This is a genomic window from Cohnella sp. AR92 (assembly GCF_003990975.1).
Classification (GTDB): Bacteria; Bacillota; Bacilli; order Paenibacillales; family Paenibacillaceae; genus Cohnella.
This window is the reverse complement of sequence record NZ_RZJR01000001.1, coordinates 104,219-124,380: the sequence shown is the minus strand read 5'-3', so window position 1 is coordinate 124,380 and position 20,162 is coordinate 104,219. Positions and strand designations below refer to the sequence as shown.

At 47.3% G+C, this 20,162-nt stretch carries 22 protein-coding genes; 10 read left to right on the top strand and 12 right to left on the bottom strand.

Annotated elements, in window-relative coordinates:
• Positions 1-65: 65 nt before the first annotated feature.
• The 3 genes from ELR57_RS00565 to ELR57_RS00555 all read right to left on the bottom strand — a co-directional run bounded on the left by ELR57_RS00565 (position 66) and on the right by ELR57_RS00555 (position 2,268).
• Positions 66-569 (bottom strand): DUF3600 domain-containing protein, encoded by a 504-nt coding sequence (locus tag ELR57_RS00565; protein WP_126956186.1) that lies wholly within the window; start codon positions 567-569, stop codon positions 66-68.
• Positions 559-1,122, bottom strand: a complete 564-nt coding sequence (locus ELR57_RS00560) for a sigma-70 family RNA polymerase sigma factor (protein WP_126956184.1) — start codon at positions 1,120-1,122, stop codon at positions 559-561. The genes ELR57_RS00565 and ELR57_RS00560 overlap by 11 nt, the downstream gene beginning before the upstream one ends.
• 261 nt (positions 1,123-1,383) lie before the next feature.
• Complete coding sequence (locus tag ELR57_RS00555) at positions 1,384-2,268, bottom strand: LysR family transcriptional regulator (RefSeq protein ID WP_126956182.1); 885 nt, start codon at positions 2,266-2,268, stop codon at positions 1,384-1,386.
• A gap of 100 nt (positions 2,269-2,368) precedes the next feature.
• Here ELR57_RS00555 and ELR57_RS00550 point away from each other — a divergent pair, with 100 nt between their 5' ends.
• Positions 2,369-3,253, top strand: coding sequence for a DMT family transporter (locus ELR57_RS00550; protein WP_126956180.1), 885 nt, complete (start codon positions 2,369-2,371; stop codon positions 3,251-3,253).
• A 171-nt stretch (positions 3,254-3,424) separates the two neighbouring features.
• Here the strand turns inward: ELR57_RS00550 and ELR57_RS00545 are convergent, their stop codons facing one another.
• Both ELR57_RS00545 and ELR57_RS00540 read right to left on the bottom strand, forming a co-directional pair.
• Positions 3,425-4,594 (bottom strand): epoxide hydrolase family protein, encoded by a 1,170-nt coding sequence (locus tag ELR57_RS00545; protein WP_202866387.1) that lies wholly within the window; start codon positions 4,592-4,594, stop codon positions 3,425-3,427.
• Positions 4,595-4,635: 41 nt separating this feature from the next.
• Positions 4,636-4,968: an antibiotic biosynthesis monooxygenase family protein gene (locus tag ELR57_RS00540; RefSeq protein ID WP_126956176.1), complete on the bottom strand. Its 333-nt coding sequence runs from the start codon at positions 4,966-4,968 to the stop codon at positions 4,636-4,638.
• Positions 4,969-5,120: 152 nt separating this feature from the next.
• On the opposite strand from ELR57_RS00540, the gene ELR57_RS00535 reads away from it, so the two are divergent.
• A complete protein-coding gene (locus tag ELR57_RS00535; RefSeq protein WP_126956174.1) occupies positions 5,121-5,993 on the top strand; it encodes a LysR family transcriptional regulator in 873 nt (290 codons plus the stop codon).
• A gap of 626 nt (positions 5,994-6,619) precedes the next feature.
• Here ELR57_RS00535 and ELR57_RS00530 read toward each other — a convergent pair.
• Both ELR57_RS00530 and ELR57_RS00525 read right to left on the bottom strand, forming a co-directional pair.
• Entirely contained in the window at positions 6,620-7,042 is a 423-nt protein-coding gene (locus ELR57_RS00530) for a winged helix-turn-helix transcriptional regulator (RefSeq protein ID WP_126956172.1), read from the bottom strand.
• Positions 7,043-7,110: 68 nt separating this feature from the next.
• On the bottom strand, positions 7,111-7,473 hold the full coding sequence (locus tag ELR57_RS00525) for a cupin domain-containing protein (protein ID WP_126956170.1): 363 nt from the start codon (positions 7,471-7,473) through the stop codon (positions 7,111-7,113).
• Positions 7,474-7,692: 219 nt separating this feature from the next.
• Between ELR57_RS00525 and ELR57_RS00520 the strand changes: the two genes are divergently transcribed.
• The 5 genes from ELR57_RS00520 (at position 7,693) to ELR57_RS28170 (ending at position 12,288) form a co-directional block, all read left to right on the top strand.
• Positions 7,693-8,040, top strand: coding sequence for an ArsR/SmtB family transcription factor (locus tag ELR57_RS00520; protein ID WP_126956168.1), 348 nt, complete (start codon positions 7,693-7,695; stop codon positions 8,038-8,040).
• Between the two features lie 90 nt (positions 8,041-8,130).
• Positions 8,131-8,910, top strand: a complete 780-nt coding sequence (locus ELR57_RS00515) for an SDR family NAD(P)-dependent oxidoreductase (protein ID WP_126956166.1) — start codon at positions 8,131-8,133, stop codon at positions 8,908-8,910.
• Positions 8,911-9,403: 493 nt separating this feature from the next.
• Complete coding sequence (locus ELR57_RS00510; protein ID WP_238162358.1) at positions 9,404-9,943, top strand: TetR/AcrR family transcriptional regulator; 540 nt, start codon at positions 9,404-9,406, stop codon at positions 9,941-9,943.
• A gap of 113 nt (positions 9,944-10,056) precedes the next feature.
• Positions 10,057-12,021, top strand: a complete 1,965-nt coding sequence (locus ELR57_RS00505; RefSeq protein WP_238162357.1) for an efflux RND transporter permease subunit — start codon at positions 10,057-10,059, stop codon at positions 12,019-12,021.
• Positions 12,022-12,054: 33 nt separating this feature from the next.
• Positions 12,055-12,288, top strand: coding sequence for an MMPL family transporter (locus ELR57_RS28170; protein WP_238162356.1), 234 nt, complete (start codon positions 12,055-12,057; stop codon positions 12,286-12,288).
• 87 nt (positions 12,289-12,375) lie between these two features.
• Here ELR57_RS28170 and ELR57_RS00500 read toward each other — a convergent pair whose 3' ends face one another.
• Positions 12,376-13,056 carry a CPBP family intramembrane glutamic endopeptidase gene (locus ELR57_RS00500; RefSeq protein ID WP_126956164.1) on the bottom strand — a complete coding sequence of 227 codons (681 nt, stop codon included), beginning with the start codon at positions 13,054-13,056 and terminating at the stop codon, positions 12,376-12,378.
• Between the two features lie 215 nt (positions 13,057-13,271).
• Here ELR57_RS00500 and ELR57_RS00495 point away from each other — a divergent pair, with 215 nt between their 5' ends.
• Positions 13,272-13,850 carry a MarR family winged helix-turn-helix transcriptional regulator gene (locus ELR57_RS00495; RefSeq protein ID WP_126956162.1) on the top strand — a complete coding sequence of 193 codons (579 nt, stop codon included), beginning with the start codon at positions 13,272-13,274 and terminating at the stop codon, positions 13,848-13,850.
• A gap of 58 nt (positions 13,851-13,908) precedes the next feature.
• The gene (locus tag ELR57_RS00490; protein WP_126956160.1) at positions 13,909-14,925 is read left to right on the top strand and encodes a serine hydrolase domain-containing protein; all 1,017 of its coding nucleotides are present in this window, start codon (positions 13,909-13,911) and stop codon (positions 14,923-14,925) included.
• Between the two features lie 393 nt (positions 14,926-15,318).
• Here ELR57_RS00490 and ELR57_RS00485 read toward each other — a convergent pair whose 3' ends face one another.
• A complete protein-coding gene (locus ELR57_RS00485) occupies positions 15,319-15,546 on the bottom strand; it encodes a hypothetical protein (protein ID WP_126956158.1) in 228 nt (75 codons plus the stop codon).
• Between the two features lie 143 nt (positions 15,547-15,689).
• On the opposite strand from ELR57_RS00485, the gene ELR57_RS00480 reads away from it, so the two are divergent.
• The gene (locus tag ELR57_RS00480) at positions 15,690-15,959 is read left to right on the top strand and encodes a hypothetical protein (RefSeq protein WP_126956156.1); all 270 of its coding nucleotides are present in this window, start codon (positions 15,690-15,692) and stop codon (positions 15,957-15,959) included.
• Between the two features lie 54 nt (positions 15,960-16,013).
• On the opposite strand, the gene ELR57_RS00475 is transcribed toward ELR57_RS00480, so the two are convergent.
• The 3 genes from ELR57_RS00475 to ELR57_RS00465 are packed head-to-tail and all read right to left on the bottom strand — an operon-like array spanning position 16,014 to position 20,152.
• Entirely contained in the window at positions 16,014-16,436 is a 423-nt protein-coding gene (locus ELR57_RS00475; protein WP_126956154.1) for a very short patch repair endonuclease, read from the bottom strand.
• Positions 16,336-18,057 (bottom strand): DNA cytosine methyltransferase, encoded by a 1,722-nt coding sequence (locus tag ELR57_RS00470; protein WP_126956152.1) that lies wholly within the window; start codon positions 18,055-18,057, stop codon positions 16,336-16,338. The genes ELR57_RS00475 and ELR57_RS00470 overlap by 101 nt, the downstream gene beginning before the upstream one ends.
• A gap of 16 nt (positions 18,058-18,073) precedes the next feature.
• Positions 18,074-20,152: an AIPR family protein gene (locus ELR57_RS00465; protein WP_126956150.1), complete on the bottom strand. Its 2,079-nt coding sequence runs from the start codon at positions 20,150-20,152 to the stop codon at positions 18,074-18,076.
• Positions 20,153-20,162 lie beyond the last annotated feature (10 nt).

Sequence of the window (20,162 nt, the reverse complement as noted above, 5' to 3'; positions counted from 1 at the left end):
CGAAATCAAAAGGCACCCATTTAGGGTGCCTTGATAAGTTTGAATTCCTTGGCCAATTCGTTATCTTACGGTTTGGCGGCTCCGTTTATCTTCTCGAAATACGGAGCTAGCTTGGAAGCGATCTGTTCAAACTGCTGTTGCTCTTCTTTGGACAACTCCTCCTCATGCGCAACTCCATTTTCATCGGTGATCTTCAGCTTTAATTGCATCAACTGCTTCGTCAGCTCCGAATATTCCTTGAATTCGTCTTCCGTGAGCTTGCCTTTTGCTGCCTGAAGCATTCCATCAATCTCTTGATAATCTTCCTGTGTACCGCCATGCTGTTCAATGGTCGCGGAGGAACCGAAAATATCGTCGGCCAGATAGGAAGCTGCGAATACGGTTGACGGAATCAGGATGGCTACTGCAACAATGCCTGCAATCATGCGTTTTTTCATAGGAGCTCTACCTCTCTTTTCGTTTAAATAGTGTTGATAGGACTGTCGGACGCGTCCATATAAATCGGGTGGGCAGTGCATCGAATCTGCCGCCTGGCGCAGCTCTTCACGCAGTTCCTTATCAATGGACATACGCGTCTCCTCCCATCATCTCGAAACGTTTCCGAAGTTGCTTCAATGCCAGATGATTCCTGGATTTTACGGTGCCAACGGGGATCTGCAGCAGGTCTGCGATTTCTTCCAGAGCATAGTCGTGAAAATAGCGCAGGATGACAACCACACGTAGTTTGTACGACAGCTTGAGGACATGACTGGACAGTTCATGCTGCATTTCGGACTGCAGGACAGCTTTGTCCGTCCACTCGTACTGTTCGCAAGTCATCTGGCGGTTTCGTTCAAAGAGGCGAATTCGCCGCCAGGCCTTTCGTTTCCAATCCTGGACCTGACGAACAGTGATCCCGTGCAACCAATACCGGAACGGCCGGTTCGGATCGTACGCGTGAAACGACCGCCACATGCCCACGTAAACTTCGTTCACGATATCCTCAATGTCCTGTTTGTTGAAGACGAGAAAAGCAACCGTCCGATAGATGTCTTGATGCGTCGCCTGATAGACAAGCTGAAACGCCGACTCATCGCCCGACGTTGCTTTTTCAAGCCACATAAGTAACTCTTTGTCATTCATGGGGGGCCCTCCCTGACGTGTTTCAACCCTTACTTCGCTCTCGCGGGCAAAAAGGTTCAGTTGGTGAATAAATATATTTGAAAATACGGATCCGAATTTCCTCAGGTGTGTTCAGCGTATCATCTCAAATGCGAAAGCGAAAGGCACCCATTTAGGGTGCCTTGATAGGTCTGATTAATATAGTCTGGCTACAGCGACGAATCTGCTTTTGGTGCTGCTTTACGAAGCGGTGTCGGACTTCCGATTGGGGATTAATTTTCTTTAAGTCAGGCCATTCGGCGGCGGCGGAAACAGATCGAGCGTCGTCCGAATGAACAACTTGACCGCGTGGGATGCCTCATGGATGGATGGAACCGCAAGCCCAATATCGCGATAGGCATTCGGTTCAAGCTTGCGTTTCACAAGCCCTGGAGGGAGAGACTTCAGCGCAAGCTCGGACAGAATGGGGAAGCCGAGCCCCTCCTCCGCCATATGGAGAGCCATGCTGACACTCTGAACGATGTACTTCGGTTGCAAGTGGGTCCTCGCTCGTTCGAAAAGGTCGGTAAGCGGCGGCTCATAGCCGGCATTACACGTAATGAATGGCTCCTTCGAGAGCTGTTTGACGGGGACAATGGGCAAACCGCTCAAAGGATGATCCTCTCGCAGTATGGCGAACATTTTCTCCCGATAGAGCGGAATCGTATCCCAATCTCCATCCGGCGGAATGAGCAATGCAACGTCGATCACTCGTGTCTCCAGCCAGTTTCTCAGCTCGTCGATGCTACCCTCTTGCAGCTCGAATGCGATGTTCGGATGCTGCTTGGCGATAGCGCTAATAATACGAGGCAGGAAGTGAGCAGCGGCCACGGGAAACGCTCCGACGCGGATGGTGCCGACTTGAAGCCCTTTCTCATCGGCGACGACTTGATCGACCTTGGCGAAGGTGCTGAGAATCTCGCGGAACAGAACGACGATTCGCTTCCCGGCTTCAGTCAATTGTACGCCGCGGCGGTCACGCAGCAGCAGAGGGATGTCCAACTCCGATTCTAGCGAGGAGATTGCTCGGCTGACCGCAGGCTGCGTCATATTGAGTTCGAGGCCGGCTTTTGTGAAGCTCGCCGTCTCTGCAATCTTTACGAACAGCTTGATTTGTGTATTGGTCATAACGTTAATGATATGCCCCCTATGAGAAACATTCATTTTAATCATGCTGGAATATAGTGTATCATTCGGATAAGGCTTCTCACAAGGAGAGATTCGTTATATGTCAGAGACAGCATTATCAAGTAAGCAAACGTTATTCTATTTGGCCTTCCTCATTCTAATGTGGGGGATTAACTGGCCTTTGTCCAAGTATGCTCTCGAGTTTACGCCGCCGCTTCTGTTTGCCGGACTTCGTACCCTAATCGGAGGCGCACTGCTTATTATTATTGCGTTGCCGCACTGGAAGCTGCTTCGGCTTCGGGAAACATGGCGGTATTATGTGCTGTCCGCATTCTTAAGCATCGTATTCTACTACGGCTTCCAAACCGTCGGCCTCCAATACATGCCGGCTGGCCTGTTCTCTGCGATCGTGTTCCTCCAGCCTGTGCTACTCGGATTGTTCGCTTGGATGTGGCTGGGAGAGGGGATGTACACGCGGAAAATGGTCGGCTTACTGCTCGGCTTCGGCGGAGTCGCCGCGATGAGCATCGGCGGATTGAAGGGGGGCATTTCCATCTTGGGCATACTACTTGCCTTGGGGTCCGCGCTAAGCTGGGCGCTTGGCACGGTTTATATCAAACGGCAGGCAGCCAAGGTCGATTCGCTATGGATGACCGCTATGCAGATCGTGATTGGAGGCATCGTCATGACGGCTTACGGCTCGACTGTCGAGAGCTGGTCAGAGGTACGCTGGACGGCCGCTTTCTTGTACGATACGCTGTTCATCTCTGTATTTATCATTGCACTCGGTTGGCTCGTATACTTCAAGCTAATCGGTTCAGGCGAGGCATCGAAGGTCGGCTCTTACACCTTCCTTATCCCGGTCGTCTCCATCGTCTGCAGCATTTTGTTCCTGAACGAGCATTTGACGATGAACCTTATCGTAGGAATGGCGCTTATCGTTTCTAGCATATTGCTTGTAAATGTAAGGCATAGACAGGTGTAACTCAGCTATCGGCTTTGAGCAGATCTATTGTTTAAGGATCTATAATCCCTGTTTTCAAGGCATCGCTGATCATCAATAACGCTGAAGTGGCAAAAAAACCGCATCGAAGCGATGTAAAAGCCAAAGCGAAAATCGAGGGCACCTGAGGAGGTGCCCTGCTTGTCGTTTACTCTATAAATTCCTGAAAAACGACCGGATATCCCCGACCATCAGATCCGGCGCGTCGATCGCCGCAAAGTGTGTTCCGCGCTCGAATTCGTTCCAATGCACGATGTTGTTGGCGAGCTCGGCAAAGCGGCGGATCGCAACATCAGATTGCTGGAATACGGCTACGCCCACAGGCGTCGGCGATGGATCTTTAGGTACCCAGGCCGCCGCATCATGCGCGCCTTCGTAGTACATGCGGGCGGAAGAATTCGCCGTGCCGGTTAGCCAATAAAGCATGAGGTTCGTCAGGAAGCGATCTCGGTCCACGGCCTCCAAGGCGTCACCGAAGCCGTAGTACAATTCGCACGTCCAGGCGAGCAGGCCGACCGGGGAATCGTGCAGTCCATAGGCCAGCGTCTGAGGCCTAGTCGATTGAATCTTGTTAAAGCCGAACCGCTCCTGCATGAATTGGCCCAGGCGCTCCAACCGGACCTTCTCAGCCTCGGTCAGTGTTCCTAATACCTCATCTTCGACCTGGCCGAAGGGAACAAAGCCCATAGTCGCGGCGTTGACGTGGACACCGATCACGTTCTGCGCCGCGATCCGGCCGATCTCCGGCGCGATAATCGCCCCCATGTCTCCACCCTGTACGCCATAGCGCTCATAGCCAAGCAAGCCCATCAGCTCAGCTAGTGCGCCGGCCGCGCGACGTGGCGACCATCCCGTTTCGGTCGTCGGACCGGACAAACCGAACCCCGGCAGGGACGGGATGACGAGGTGATACGCGTCCGACACGTCGCCACCGTAGGAAGTCGGATCGGTCAGGGGACCTATCAGATCCAGGAATTCGACGGGCGAACTCGGCCAGCCGTGAACGAGCAAGAGTGGCGTGGCGTTCGGCTCTTGCGACCGGATGTGGAAGAAGTGGATAGTCGCCCCATCGACCGTGGCGGTGAACTGCGGCAACTCATTCAAGCGAGCCTCTTGGCGGCGCCAGTCAAACGAAATTCTCCAATACTCGGCCATGTCCTTCACGAAGGAGAGGGGGGCACCGTAGCTCCAGCCGACGCCCGACAACTCACCGGGCCAGCGGGTCATGCGGAGTCGATGGTTCAGGTCTTTCAGTTCGCCCTGGGGAGCTTCGATGCGGAAGGGACGGATCATATCTGACTGTGCGTTCGTTTCCGTGTTCATGTTTGAATGCCTCCTTAAATTTGTTGTGGCATGCATAACACTTACATTTCAAAAAAATTGTCTCGTTCGACCCTGCACACTCTTAGTCCAAATCGTTTATACCAAACCGCTTTCCCCTTTTCCTGCGCCACCTTATGCATGGCATGGTCTTTCCAATTTTTGATTGACTCCAGGGAATCCCAATAAGAAACCGTAATCCCTAGCCCTTCCTGGTCGCGATCGCTGCTTTCTATGCCTAAAAAGCCTGGTTGTGTAGAAGCAAGTTCAACCATCTTGTCCGCCATTTTTTCATACCCTTGTTCTCCACTTGTTAGTTCAGACGTAAAAACCACTGCATAGTAAGGTGTTTGAGGAGTTTTTGCAATTCTGCTCATAAGTGCCTCCCATAAGGAAAATAGTACTTGTAGTTAATAACCCGGCTATCCAAAATTTGGGTTGATTCGAGTATACCCCTTAAATTAGAATAAATATAATGAATGTTTATGATGTTATTAATTAATATTTTTCATGAAAATAGGTGGCCATGATGAGCTTGCTTAAATATCAGATTTTTGTCAAAGTTGTGGAAGTGGGAAGCCTTACCAAAGTGGGGGAAATGTTAAAACTTACGCAGTCAGCAATCAGCCATGCCATCTCTGGGCTGGAGCATGAATTAGGTTTAACTCTTCTGATTAGGAGCCGTTCCGGCATCAAATTAACCGACAATGGAGAGCGTTTATTACATCATTTCAAAGAAATCATCCAATTGAACGAGAAACTCCATCAAGAAGTCGCTTTGATTAAGGGGCTGGAGATTGGCACAGTAAGGATTGGCACCTTCTCAAGCGTATCGATTCAATGGTTACCCCGATTACTGAAAGAATATCACGATCAGTTTCCGCTAATCGAAGCGAAATTACTAGATGGAAACTATCATGAAATCGAAAACTGGATCGTTAGCGGGGAAGTTGATTTTGGTTTTGTGAATGCTCCTACACAAGAAGGATTAGAAGTGATTCCGTTGAAAAATGATAGAATGCTCTGCATTTTGCCATCTAATCACGTTCTTCGAGAGCAATCCATAATCCGATTAGAACAAATCGTGGATTTGCCTTTCATTATGCCTGTTGCAGGCTGTGATATTGATGTGCTTCGCATTTTCTCTCAACATAAACTTTCACCGAAAATCCAATATGAAGTGGAAGATGATCATGCCATTATGTCCATGGTACAACATGGTCTAGGCGTGAGCATTCTCCCTGAAATGATACTATCACAGACTCAATATGATTTGTGTATACGACCTTTGGATGGGGAGCATTCCCGTTCAATCGGCATAGCTGCCGTTTCTTTTAAAAATGTTTCTCCAGCGGCAAAGAAATTTATTGATTTTATTGCAGCACGGGTTGATAAATTGTGAATGGGAATTCGCCCCACTTATGGCACGGTTCCGCGTATCATTTATAGAGCGAAATCAAAAGGCACCCGATTGGGTGCCTTTGTTGCGTGTTTTTCCCCTGTAAATCCACTAACCTGACCAGACATTCATGTAAAAAGACGATCAAGTATCCGAGCTACTTCGGGCCTCGCTTCTCTAACCTGATCTTTGTCAACTTCCCGGCGCTGCGCGATTTCGGCGTAACGACGGTCATTGATACATTGCTCTCGCTGATCTGCGCCTTAACAATCCTGCCGGCGCTCATCGTTCTGTTCCGCAAGCGCGAACGAGCAAAAATAGGAATGGATAAGGGTAAAACTTATAAATTCTAGATGATGAACACAAGAAGGAAATGGGATCGTGCGATGTATACCTCAGATATTTCAAGAAGAAACCTTACGTTTTGAACATCGTTTGTTGAGTGAACTCGCCTCTTCAGATTTACGCTCATATCAGTTGAACTGATCATATGGGGTGTCTTTGAGTTTATTGCTGTATTCAATATTTCGCCGTCACTTGTGGTACGGTTCACCTTAACGCTCATAACGGCGAAAATCACGAAAGGAGCTGCCACGGCAGCTCCTTTTTTTGTATATATGGGATTGATCTTACTGTGAACGTACATCGTCGAAATTCCGCAGAAGGCGTTGCTCCAGCTCTTTTTCGTTCGTTTTTAGTTCTTGCATGATCGGAATACTCATATCGGTATTGGGATTGTACTCAAGGCCCCAATGCATGATGGCAAATAGGACCGGAATCAGGTCAAGTGCTTTTTGTGTCGGCCGATACATCGTTTGTGCCCGATTTGACTCGCCTTCAATTTTGACGAGCAAGCCTGCTTCAACTAGTGATTGGAGCCGTGCGCTTAAAATATTGGTTGCGATGCGCTCGCGTGAAGCGAGGAATTCGCGGTAATACCGCTTGTTATGGATAAGGACGTCACGAAGGACGACGAGGCTCCATGGATCGCCCCATATATCGAGCGCATATACAATTGGACAAACGGTAGATGTTCGCTTTTTCATGAGCATGATTATACGATCTGTGCTTGCATTTTGCAAGTTTTATTGTTGTCGTTCTAATCAGGCTGCGCCTAATGCTATTCCTGCCAGGTCACTGGTTTATCGAGTATGACGCCATCCGTCTGCACCCATTGACGTAGACTGCCCGCTTGGACTTGAATTACGATGAAATACAAATCGCCAGTACCGTTATTGCGAAGCGTGCGTTCGCCTTCAGGCGAAACACGAATAGCCGTTCCTTCCTTTACATCAACAATCTGTCCATCTACCTGAAACTGACCTTGGCCGCCAATGAATAGGTATAGCTCCTCATTCTCGCGATGGGTGTGATAGAACGGGACAGAGCCTCCCTCAGGCAGTTGGTTCAGCGAAACTTCCATGCCGGTTAGTCCAAGCTTGTCCTTCAGAAAGAGCTTACCTGGGATGGGATCCTTCGACATGCTCAAAAGATTGCTAATAGGACCTGATTCCACAACGCAATTGGAAAGCTTGTCTCGATAAAATTTTCGCCGTTATTTGTGATGAGGTTCACCGTAACGGAGGTAACAGCGAAAGTAGAACAAAGCGTATTCCCTTGACATTACCGTAAATCCGCTTTAAGATCTAAATAACCAAATATTTAGTTATTTAGTCGATAACAAGATGGAGGCAATGCACCGATGGAAGCCCATGATACGACGCAACTTGAGACACTCGTCCATCGGCAGTTGAGGGATTGCAGCCCGATCTTCCTCGCCTTGGCCGACCCTATCCGGCAAGATATCATTATGATGCTAACGAAGCACGATTCGCTAAACGTCGCTCAGATCGTCGAACGATCGCCGATGTCCCGATCCGCCATATCCCATCATCTGAAAATATTAAAACAAGCCAATATCGTCAATTCCACCAAAATAGCCACCGAGATTTATTACAACCTGGAAATCGAGGAACCGGTGCAGCATCTGAAGGATTTTATCGCGACAACGGAACGTATTATAGAGATGAAGACTGCCGGGGCCGAATAAGGCCCTTTCTTCTCATACTAAATAACCAAATAATTAGACATTTAGTTATTTGGTCTTTAGATAATAAACGACTTAGGAGGCTTCATCCCTATGAAAACCGTCCTTATTACAGGCGCATCTAGCGGCATCGGCAAGGCATTCGCGGAATTGTTCGCCAAGAAGAACTACCGCATCGTTCTTGCATCCCGCAACGAAGAGAAGCTTAGCGGTATTGCTCGGCAGCTTCGGGACAACTATGCCGTCTCGACAATATTAATTCCCGTTGACCTGGCTCAAAGTGATGGCCCCATCCTACTACACGGGCAACTGATGGAAATGGGCATCGCGATCGACGTTCTCGTCAACAATGCGGGGTTCGGCTCCTTCGGACTGCTACATGAGCAGGACGTACGCTCCGAACTTGAGATGCTGCAGCTCAACGTACATTCGCTCTCCCACCTCATGATGCTGTTCCTTCCTGCCATGGTGAGCCGCGGAAGCGGAAGCATACTGAACGTAGGCTCGACCACTTCATTCTACGCCTGCCCGCTCAGTGCCAACTATTCCGCTTCTAAAGCTTTCGTTCTCTCGCTCACCGAAGCCGTCTCGAACGAGCTGCAAGGGACAGGGGTTATCGTCACCGCATTATGCCCCGGGGCTACCGGGACCGAATTTTTCCGAAGCGCTAAGATGGATGGTCAGAAGGTCTCCGATCCGAAAACGCTCATGAGCCCGGAAACCGTTGCAGAGATCGGGTACAAAGCGTTAATGAGCAAAAAAACAATCGTTGTCCCCGGCTTCCAGAACTGGCTGCTCACCCAAGCGCCGCGCTTCTTCCCAAGAAGATTCGTCACCCGAATCACGCGAAGCGTGCTGGAGCAGAAGCTATAACCACGACAGCGCGAGGCTATTCCCGCTATTGCAGAAAGCTCCCTCCAAGCGGATCGGAGGGAGCTTAGACAACGCTATAAAATCGTCTTAATCTCGGAGAGGGCGTTTTAGCCGTTACTTATGATACGGTTCTCCGCGCCGTCTGTAACGGCAAGTTTTAGGGCCATCCTTTGCCGGATGGCCCTAAAGAGAGGTTATTTATCAATATAAAGGAGAACATCAAGACCCCTTTTTAAGGTATACGATAGCTCTATGTACCTTTTCAGCGTTACCATAGCCCCGAAACCTACACACATATATACAAATCCATGCCCCACAAGGAATTCCGCAAAAGAACTTGCCCTTACTTATGATACGGTTCCCCGTATCGTGTATAGAGCGAAATCGGCACCCCGATTGGTTGCACCCTCACAAGTCAGTATAAAAAAGCCTTTGAAGCTGATGTATACTCAAGGTAACTTTGTCCATTAACTGACTAGGAGGTGTCCATAACGTGGGAAATCAGTCGAAGCAACGTACGACGCAGCTCATTATGAACTCTTATATTAAGCTCCTGAACCAGAAGCCCTTCTCTGCTATTACAGTGAACGATATCTGTGAGGAAGCGCTCGTTCATCGCAGCACTTTCTATCGTTACTATGTAGACAAGTACAATTTATTCAATCAATTGATGGAAATTATAGGAAACAACCTGTATGAACGGGGCCATGTCCGCAGTTTAACGCATTCGTTGCCAGAGGTATTAATTGAATACGTCAACGATAACCGATCGCTCTTCTTGAACGTGACCGCCGACAATCAGAACAACGAATTGTACAGTTTGCTTATTCGGATCGCAAGCAAACTGCTGATGGAGGGTGCTCAGATGATGGACGACCCGTTGTCGATCAAGATTAGGCGTTCACCCTACCCGAATGTAGTATGCGAGTTCTACAGCAGTGGAATGATCGAAGTACTGAAGCAGTGGGTGATGAAGAAATATGACTTCTCCAAGGAAGAAATAATCGAGATCGTTACTGAACTGACTGCCTAACAGGACAATTTGGAACATATGTCTCATTATAAGACGCTTTGCTTGAATTGATCATATTTCAGCCTCCTAATCCTTGCTATATTACGAAATAAGCAAAGGAGGCTGTAAAGACAATGGATAGAATTTTCTCAAGAATAGGCGAGTTTATCGTTGCTAGGTCCAAGTTAAACATTATCGTTGTCGTCATTCTAACGATTATTATGGGCTTGGGCGTAACCAGGCTCGAGATGAAGATGGGAAACGATGTTCTCGTCAGCAGCGACTCGGAAGCCTTCAAGAACACCGCGACATATCAGGAGAACTTCGGCGGCGACAGCATTTATATTCTGCTGAGCGGAGAACGCGATCAATTGATCTCGCAAGCGACAGTGAAGGAGATCTCCCGCTTTACGGAAGAGGCTCTGCGGATCGAAGACATCACGGGAACGACTGACTTTGTTACACTGATGAACGAGATGCGAAAAACGGACGCGCCGGCCGTCGAAGAGATGAGCACCGAACAGCTGCGTCAGGCTGTGTTCTCCGATAACGGCAATGTTCCTGGTCCGCTTAAGCAGTTGATCCCCGCAAACGGTGAACGAGTGCTGATCGTAATGAACACCTCTAATGACACCGAAATGGACACTTACGTTCGAATTAACGATGAGTTGAACGACCTTATTGAGCAGAGCAACTTCGCGGACGGGATCACGGTCAAGACTGGCGGGGTACCTATCGTAGAAGGTGAGGTTAAGGGCGAAGTCATGACCACGATGGGAATCATGCTATCGCTCGCTGTCGTCTTGATGATTCTCGTTCTGTTCCTGGTATTCCCTGTCCGACGCCGGATTATCTCGCTCGGCTTCGTTCTGGTTGGCCTTCTATGGACTTTCGGCTTCATGGGTTGGGCGGGCATTCCAATCACGCTGGCGACGATGGCAACATTGCCTATCATCATTGGCCTGGGAACGGACTTCGGCGTACAGTTTCATAATCGCTACGAAGAAGAGTATGTGCATAACAATCGCGATGCCGCTCTTGCAACGAAGAACGCTATCAAGCATATAGGTCCCGGTGTCGGAATTGCCGTCTTCATCATGGCTTTAAGCTTCTTAACCATGTTCTTATCGAAGGCGCCGATGATGCAGCAATTCGGGCTGACGCTCGCGATCGGCGTTCTCTTCAGCTACGCAGTTGAACTCGTCCTCCTGTTCTCTGCCTTCAAACTGCTCGACCAGCGCAGCCGGGCGGTGAAGCTTAAGGAGTACAAGGAGACTTGGCTTTCCCGCTTCTTAAGCCGCTACGCGGGTCTCGTCGGAAAGCTCGCTTTGCCGATTCTGGCCGTCGCGATCGCCTTATCGACGATTGGCTTTTCCGTCGAGCACAAGATACCGACCGATACGAACCTCCTCAAGATGATTCCGCAGGATATGAAGTCGCTCAAGAACACGTACGAGCTTCAATCCACTGTCGGCTCGACTATGTTCATTACCTATCTCGTAGAAGCCGATGACGTCACGGATCCCGAGGTCGTCCATTGGATGCAGGATTTCAGCCAGACCATCGATAACAAATATGAGGATATCCAAGGGGTGAACACGCTGGCCTCGCTTCTCCTTCAACTAAGCGGCGGCAGCGACCTCCCTTCGGATGCCCAGCAGCTGAAAGCCGGCATTCAAAGCCTGCCCCCTTCTATCTTGAAGACCGTCGTCAGCGAAGATCATCGCTATGCAACCCTCCAATTCCAAGTCAATCCCGATCTCTCCTCCGCCGATCAACTCGCTCTCATGAACGAGATCACGGATCAGGTCGATGCCGAAGCAGGGATCGAGGTGAATCCGGCGGGCGCTCAAGTCATGATGCTGTATGGAGTCAACAATATCGGCGCCAACAAACAGCTCATGATCGTCGTAGGGCTGGCCATTATTTTCATCGGCTTGTTCCTGGTTTATCGCCGATTCAAGCATTCCATCTACCCGCTTGTTCCGATTATGCTCGTTCTCGGAATCGGAACGGAGTTCACGATCCTGATCATGGAGCGTTTCCGCGAAGAAGAAGCCAAAGGGTTAGGGGCCAAGGAAGCGATCCAAGTGTCCTAGTCCAAGGTCGGCCAAGCGATTACCGCTTCCGGATTGACGGTTGTCGTAGGCTTCTCTACCCTGATCTTCGTCAACTTCCCGGCGCTGCGCGATTTCGGCGTAACGACGGTCATCGATACATTGCTCTCGCTGATCTGCGCCTTAACAATCCTGCCGGCGCTCATCGTTCTGTTCCGCAAGCGCGAACGGGCAAAAATCCAAACAAAAACGCCTTCTGCGTCCATGGATGTCGAGAAAGCTTTGCAGAGATCAGATAGGAATGGATAAGGGTGAAACTTATAATATCTAGATGATGAACACAAGAAGGAAATACAGTGTGCTACTCGTAAAATAGCGTCACCTGAGTCTGCGTCCCTAAATCATCGTGACAAGGAGCAACATGGCGATTACATCGGCCAAAAGGTGGGCCATAAAGGCAACGACGATGTTCTTCGTTCTCATGTAGATGATGCCGAAGATCACGCTGTCGACGAACACGCTGAGTAAGTCCCAGAACACAACTTCTGCGGATCCGGTGCTAAAGTGCATGAGCGCAAAAAGAAGGGACGAAGTACAGATGGCAGCCCATGGCGGCACAAACCAGCCGATTCGCTGTTGAATGAGTCCGCGGAAGGCAATTTCCTCTCCTAGAGGCGCAATCAGGATCGCCAAAATCAACTGCCCGTTCAGCTCTCCGCTCGACGGTAGACGGTCTTTGATGTGCATAGCCGTTTCCGGTGAGTAATACTTGAAGACAAGAACAAATACGAGCTGCGACACAACAGAAACAAGTATTATCCATAGCCAAGTCCGGCGGATGTCCCTCGTTAAACCCGCAATCGTCGGCCCCCATAACGGGGCGTCGCCTTCGCGTATTTTCCAATCCACTATAAAATATATAATAGACGCGATCGCGATCAGTCCCTTGAGCCCGGGAATGAAAATGACGGAAACGATCATCAACGCGATGATAACCAATACTTCGGCAGCCCGGCGGGGTCTCAGAGATTGGGGAGCCGTCTCCCTGCCGGATTGTACAACTTCGACCTCGCTCATGCTTTTTTCTCCTTATCGTTATGTTTTCAGAATACAATGTGGCATAGATTGGCAGAAAAGTAAATAGCTTGGCTCATACATAAGGCCTTCAACGCAACCGAACCAGGTTGCGTCTTTTATTTTCAACTTCTTTTAGACAGTATATTGACTTAATTGCCAACATCTGCTAATAATAGTTTAGACAGTACATTGTCTATTGTGAAGGGGCCGATCCTATGGACATCTACAAAGAATTGTTTCTCATGCAGCAGACTTACGCCACATTGTTTTCGCTTGCCAATAAGATCCAGATTAAAGGCGACATCTATTTCCAGAGCCTTACGTCTAGACAGTACATGACGATGCTGGCGATCGCCCATCTGCAACAAGATGAGACTACGCTCAACAACATTGGACGGAAACTAGGCACAACCAAACAAAGCGTCAAGCAGATCATATCGATTCTCGAGCACAAGGAATTTGTCCGAATTGCTCCTAGTCCCAGGGATAAACGAGCGGTCAACGTCATCATCACCGAAACAGGCATGCAGGCCCTGTTGGAATCTTCGGAAAAAGGCATTTATTTTCTTGCGGATCTATTCGCAGAATTCACGTCAGATGAACTAGAGTTCATGTGGAACCTATTGAAAAAACTGTACCGATTTGACGGGGAAGAACAGGATGGCTTCGAATCCGACGGCACCCAGGAACCAGCCGAGAACGCAGATGAGCTGCAGACAAGAGTCATGGAAGAATTCGAAAGAAGAAGAAATCAATCCAAATTGGGAGGACCAAATCATGAAACAAAGAAATGAAAGCTTTGAATGACAGGCGAGGACCTGGTAGGAGTCAAAACTTGGGGAGGGTATAATTATGACGGTTGTAATAAACGACAAAACTTTGCAAATGATTCGAAAGGCATGCAAAAGCAAAAAGAACTTAAAATTAACAGTTGGCTACGTAAGAGGAGCGGAGTCCGGAATATGTGTAATTAATGAACACGGGGAGATGGAGGCCGATCGCGAATACCGTTATGAAATCGGCTCTATTACAAAAACCTTCACGACTTCCTTGTTAGCTAAGTATGTTTCAGAAAACAGGATGTCATTAACCGATTCCATCCATAAATACGTTGAAGGACTTACGGAGGAAAAGTACTATCCGACTTTGTTTCGTCTCGCCACTCATACTTCGGGATATTCAGGTTCATTGCCCTTTAATAAACGGGAGAATTTGAAGTTGCTCCTCGGATTGATCAGCGGCGGCGGCGACATGAAAAAGCGGAATCCGTTTAATGTGGACATCGACAAGATGAAAGCGTTGATCGAGCGACATCCGTTGAAAAATAAAGATTACGCATGGGAGTATTCCAACTTCGGACTTGCGCTTATCGGTTATGCATTAGGAGCGGCTTCCGGCAGGGGATATTGGAGTGCGATGAATGATTTTGTACAACATGAATTAGAACTAACTCATACCTGGCTGGGGAATGAAAAAGCAAATTTGCACGGGTATGACTCCAAGAATAACGTTTGCGACCATTGGCAATGGGGTCCGAATGAAATCATAACTCCTGCAGGCGGACTAAGTTCCACAGCTGGGGATTTGCTGAACTATGCTACTAGGGTCATGGGTAACGATCAACCATACTTGGCAACATGTACCTTGAAGCATGCGAATGGAAAAGGCAAACGATACGATATGGGTCTCGGCTGGTGGCTGTTGAGGAATAACAATAACATCTTTTGGCATGGCGGGGGTACGGGTTGTTTCAGTACTTTCTTGGGCGGCAATCGGGAAAAGAAAACAGCAGCCGTTGTTTTAGCCAATTACAGGATGGGCTTCGACGCCGATCAAAAAATCGGGTTCTCTTTATTGGAAAGCTTATAACGGGATCAGAAGCAGGGGTTAAAGTGGTATGGGGGAGGACTGGTTTTCATTCAGTTAACCTTTCACGGCCCACGGCCCTCCTACCCGAATTCCGATTGCTCCAGCGGTCCTTACTTCCACGTACGATAGCGAACATTAGCTGGAGCAATTGAACTAGGTGACGGATACGAGTATGGCGACCATCCCGATGATGTCCGTAAGATAACTTTTTCTGAAAATCCCCGGAAAACCAATGCCTCTTTAATTGAAACTCTACATGTCGACTAGCCTCTCGAATCATGAAAGAGCAGTATTGAACTCCCACAAATTTCGCCGTCACTTATGATACGGTTCACCGTAACGTTGGATAGGGTAAACTAATAGTAAAGGAGGGGGCTCGATTACCCCCTCCCATCACTTCTCTCCCAATCCCAAAAACCCCCAGATGTTATGAAGAACCTCCAAAATGGAAACTGCAATAATCCATTTGACCAATGGTGTATTTACTAGATCTTTTACTAATGCTGAATCTAAGTTCATTCCCTCTGTTATAAAGTTTGCATAGGTAAACCATGCTATAACTGCATACCCAACAAACTTGCCAAGCAAAAGCAATTTATTAACTAGTTGGTCCCATCTCAATGTGATGTAACACATCCTTATTATTTTCTATATTAATCAATTTGAATAAACGTACATTATCTCGAAACACATGTTTTTTTAATGACAATGAATTGTATATTATTTACACTGAACTTGTGAGACTACCGACTGGGGGTTAGCAAATGAACATCGAGCTGGCAAGAAAAAATGGGAAGACCAAAATTATTAAGCTTAATTTCAATGAACGCTCCGTACAAGTAGCGCTAGGTCTGGTAAATACATCAAAAAAGGGAGCCGTTGTTCAAGCCAATTACTTCATTACCCAAAATGGAGAAATACTAAAAGGTTGGAAGCAGCATGGCTCTGTTCAGGAACTGGTTAAAACGCATTTAGGTCTCGATGTTCCAGGAACTAGGCAAGAATTTATTGACAAGCTCTATTATAGTTGTTAATAATATGCCGCCTAGGAATTGTTGCGATCCTAGGTGGCATTCAAGCTGCGGGCTCTACTTATTACTATCCGCTATTTGTTCAACAAGCACCGAACATCTTTCTGTTGCATCCCTCTTCAATTCGCACTCCCAAACAACAATCACTTTCCAGCCCATATCTTGCAATGCTCCTTGCTTTTTTTGATCGCGCAAGACATTGCCCTCAATCTTTTTCATCCAGTACTCTGTATTTGACTTTGGCGGACGGTAGTACTTGCAGCCTTCGTGAGCATGCCAGAAGCAACCATGAATAAAAATCGCTGTCTTATACTTAGGCAAGATGATATCAGGCTTTCCTGGCAGTTTCTTGTCATGTAGACGATATCGAAACCCTTTACTATGCAGATACTTCCTGACGGTCATTTCTGGCATTGTATTCTTGGCTTTTATCTTCGACATCATCTTGCTTCGTTGCTCTGTCGTCAGCGTATCCACCATCTGCAATGCCTCCCTGCAAGTTGCTTGACACATTGCAAGCATCCAGCAATTTTGCAAGTTTGGCTGCAATAGCATGGGCCATAATCGGCGGCACAGCATTCCCGACTTGCTGGTACTGAGAATCCTTCGTTCCTATAAATACGAAATCATCAGGGAATGATTGCAGTCTTGCCGCTTCGCGGATGCTTATTGCCCTATGAATCGTCGGATGGATCCACATCGACTTGCGGACATTCGTAACCGTCCCACAGGACTTCTCATAATTGAGCCTTAGATAAATTGAATTTTGGGTGCGCTCTGGGCTTGTGTAAGTGTCCTCAATAAGGCTGCGGTCAAGATCATGGAAATTCTGGCCTTGTCCAAGAGCTTCAAATCGCTTTTTTGCGGTCTCCCGAGTTTCCGTTACTATGTGATTGCTTAATGTAGAAGTGTTCCGAAGCTGACTGGTCAGTTTTGTTTCAAGAAACTCATCAGCTAACTGAATTGGAGCATCCTCGGTACTGAATACAGGAGGCACGGTCTCTAGATCCTTTATAGCATCATAAACTGTACGGTATTCAGTTTCTTCAAACTCTCGTTTAGGCAACTCTGGCTTTACATTGAGTTTTTTTAATATTCCCATAGCTATATAACGTTCCCGAAGCTGCGGCGCTCCAAACCAAGCAGCATTTAGAACATCTGCATCGATATCATAACACTCGCCCAATCGCTTATTAATATAATCAATGACCGAATACGACCTTACTTCCACTTGAACGCTTTTCGGCTCTCTTTTCAATGAATGCACAGCGATATTGTTATCTAGCAACTCTTTCGCATGCATAAGCATACGTTGAAAGTTAATGTAGTTCATCATGGGCCGAACTGCTTCCTTGAACACAATTTCCTCGCCTGCATACTTAATAAACGCATTCAGCGCCTCTTGTTCGAATTCAATGTACGCTTTAGAAACGTCTGAACTCCTCTGAGGAAGCCCTGCAATATACTTGATGCACTGTTTGGCCTTTTCCTTTAAGGCTTTTTCGCGCGATTCTTCTTTGCTCGAATTCTTGAGAAGCATTCGCAGCAAATAAAACACCTTGTCTGACAAAATCAGCTCGTCCAGCACTTTCGAATTAAACAAGTACTCTTCTACATCCGCAACTGGACACTCCGTATCGAGAAGGTATATCGTCTCATTACGAGTAGTAATCCCCAATCGTTCAAATTCCATCCCATCATTATTCGTACAATAAAATCGATGAACATCCGACTTCAACATACGAACATTCTCCATAACAAAAGCCTTGGGCTGGAGATTGAGTATGACTTCGACATACTTTTTAACCAAACTATTGTTCTGGCTGATAATATGGTTTTTTTGCCGATTCGCATTGGAGAACCCCTGACATGGCGGTCCTCCTACCACTACATCAAACTCTCCATATGTGCTTTTGAAAGACTTATAATCAGTGATATCCAGTATATCGCTTAACACTGTTGTATGTTCATGATTACGCTCGTAAGTAGCTTTTGCATTGTCATTTTTCTCAACGGCTACTGCTATATCAAAGCGTTTGGTTTGCAAAAATCCCAAGCTCATGCCGCCCGCGCCTGCAAACAGATCCAGTAGTCTATACACTGTCATGCACCTCTCTTTAATCCTCTTTCCAGCCTTCAGACACAGCCTTTTCGAGCAAAGCAAGCAGCTTCTGGCTATGTACCGAGTTTGGCAGCTTCGCGGGCATATTGCAAGCTATTTTTAATGACTCAGCTTCTGTATGGTAGGGGATCTTCTTTTCTGCAATGAATGAATGCACTCGTTTCCAGTATTCGGCCCCATAATTGACTACTTTTGATTGGGCCTCTATTCCGCTGATCATTTTCTGATCCTTGCGCGCTCTTCGAGCTTCCGATTTGGCATCGGTTGTATCAATTAGAATAGATTCAATCGACGCATCAAGAACAATATCCAATGACTTGATTCTCGTCCAACACGCCTCGCGTTTGCACCATTGGGTTACGTTGGCGACAGCCCTGGTCGGATCAGTAATTGAATCCAGAACAACTTTGGCAAGCTTGGCTAATTGATTTGTAAGCACGTCAGGAACGTCTTGTTTATTCCAGATTATCTGTAAGTCCAAGGTGCTATCGGGATATTGATTCTTTAGCAAGTGAGCCAGCAAAGCGATTGAATAGGTAACTATATTGGCTCGATAGCCTTGCTCATACCACGATTGGTACGTTACCAGCTTTTCAACATGCTTGAATAAGATAAAGAGGGCAATTGATTCTTGAAAGAATCGTTCATTGAATGCCTCATCGGAAACCGACCATGCATCATCTACCCACTCTGCGAACTCGCTGAAATTCGACTGGGCTCCTTTGCTTACGGTATGAGGAAGTCCTCTCCAGGTATTTCGCGCTTTCGCCATGTCAGTCTTTGTAATCAATTGTTCCTTTGGATTTTGCGTTAGGAAGCGGTTGCGCTCCGATTTTGTCATGCGCATTTGGGCTTGGAGATACTGTCCCCTGGCTCGTTCATAGAACCAATGTGTATCGTGCTGCGCACCGCCTGTTGCTGGTGCAAACAACCTTCTTGAAATCTGTTCAATACGAATGTGGAATGGATGCGTTGAGAAAAAGTCTGCATCGCTTACTTTATTCTGACTATTGGATGATCTCGAAATTTTTTGCATGAGATTATGCGTCTCATCCTGATCACCATCGATCTCAGTCAATTTCATCTGTACGCTGATATCGTTTAGATTGGCCTTATCCTTATAACGGGCACTGGATAATGAAGCCGTTGTCTGCCCGCCGTTGATAATCTGAAAGTCTTTTACTGAAGTTATGAATTTCCCCTCTGGTTTCTCCTCGACTACTACATCCGCTGCTGTTGCCGCTATTCCATTATTGAATGCAAAGAACATTCTCGGAGAGCTTAGTATCGTTTCTCGGATTTTCTTGTTTACCGCAACCTTTGTGCTTAAAAACGACCGCACATTGCCTTCCAACAACTGCGCACCGAAACGATCATATACATCTGCAACAGCTGAACCTGGTATTACACATAAATAGCATCGATAAGAATTATCTCCGAATCCGCTGGCATCAAGGCATGGAATCCCGTTTGGAGTGTATTGGGTAAAGTCTATTTCGATGTTCTCACGACCTGAATCCGCTAAGAACATCTTGTAGAGCCGCTCAACATCCCATATTTGAAACTCTACATTAACCCCTTCAAACTCCTTGACTGGGAAACTTTCAATCCGACCGCTCATGAATCCATCAGTAAACAACAGAACACGGTACTTGCGAATACGCTCCTTGTTCGTCCTCAAAATATCCATCAAATCCGCGGCGGTACTGCTGATTTCTATTTTCTTGTGAAGATTATTGTTGAAAGTCTCATCAACAAATCTTAGCGGCCACTCAAAAATTTGTTCAGCATCGGAACGAGTAAGCGTTCTTTCGGTGTCTTCCCCGAGAAAATCGGCGACTATAAGATTCATCGTATAGTCGAACTCATCAAGTGCATATCCATCAATTCGCAACTTTCTGTTCCGCAAGCCTGAACCTAGGTAAAATGCATTCTCGAAATCAGGAAGTACTTCTGCGTTTACAAGGTAGTTTGAAACAATTGCAACGAATGCCGCGCTTGAACCCTCGCCATAGGCTGCAGCAGTAGAACGGACATCTTCAATAAACTCTTTTCTAAAATCCTGCAGATCCATATGACGCCTC

Coding starts and splice junctions, on each gene's coding strand:
- ELR57_RS00565 (WP_126956186.1), bottom strand. CDS start 569: ATGTCCATTGATAAGGAACTGCGTGAAGAGCTGCGCCAGGCGGCAGAT.
- ELR57_RS00490 (WP_126956160.1), top strand. CDS start 13,909: ATGACGGTTGTAATAAACGACAAAACTTTGCAAATGATTCGAAAGGCA.
- ELR57_RS00545 (WP_202866387.1), bottom strand. CDS start 4,594: ATGAACACGGAAACGAACGCACAGTCAGATATGATCCGTCCCTTCCGC.
- ELR57_RS00495 (WP_126956162.1), top strand. CDS start 13,272: ATGGACATCTACAAAGAATTGTTTCTCATGCAGCAGACTTACGCCACA.
- ELR57_RS00515 (WP_126956166.1), top strand. CDS start 8,131: ATGAAAACCGTCCTTATTACAGGCGCATCTAGCGGCATCGGCAAGGCA.
- ELR57_RS00500 (WP_126956164.1), bottom strand. CDS start 13,056: ATGAGCGAGGTCGAAGTTGTACAATCCGGCAGGGAGACGGCTCCCCAA.
- ELR57_RS00535 (WP_126956174.1), top strand. CDS start 5,121: ATGAGCTTGCTTAAATATCAGATTTTTGTCAAAGTTGTGGAAGTGGGA.
- ELR57_RS00480 (WP_126956156.1), top strand. CDS start 15,690: ATGAACATCGAGCTGGCAAGAAAAAATGGGAAGACCAAAATTATTAAG.
- ELR57_RS00560 (WP_126956184.1), bottom strand. CDS start 1,122: ATGAATGACAAAGAGTTACTTATGTGGCTTGAAAAAGCAACGTCGGGC.
- ELR57_RS00540 (WP_126956176.1), bottom strand. CDS start 4,968: ATGAGCAGAATTGCAAAAACTCCTCAAACACCTTACTATGCAGTGGTT.
- ELR57_RS00465 (WP_126956150.1), bottom strand. CDS start 20,152: ATGGATCTGCAGGATTTTAGAAAAGAGTTTATTGAAGATGTCCGTTCT.
- ELR57_RS00530 (WP_126956172.1), bottom strand. CDS start 7,042: ATGCTCATGAAAAAGCGAACATCTACCGTTTGTCCAATTGTATATGCG.
- ELR57_RS00505 (WP_238162357.1), top strand. CDS start 10,057: ATGGATAGAATTTTCTCAAGAATAGGCGAGTTTATCGTTGCTAGGTCC.
- ELR57_RS00550 (WP_126956180.1), top strand. CDS start 2,369: ATGTCAGAGACAGCATTATCAAGTAAGCAAACGTTATTCTATTTGGCC.
- ELR57_RS00555 (WP_126956182.1), bottom strand. CDS start 2,268: ATGACCAATACACAAATCAAGCTGTTCGTAAAGATTGCAGAGACGGCG.
- ELR57_RS00525 (WP_126956170.1), bottom strand. CDS start 7,473: ATGTCGAAGGATCCCATCCCAGGTAAGCTCTTTCTGAAGGACAAGCTT.
- ELR57_RS00520 (WP_126956168.1), top strand. CDS start 7,693: ATGGAAGCCCATGATACGACGCAACTTGAGACACTCGTCCATCGGCAG.
- ELR57_RS00475 (WP_126956154.1), bottom strand. CDS start 16,436: ATGGTGGATACGCTGACGACAGAGCAACGAAGCAAGATGATGTCGAAG.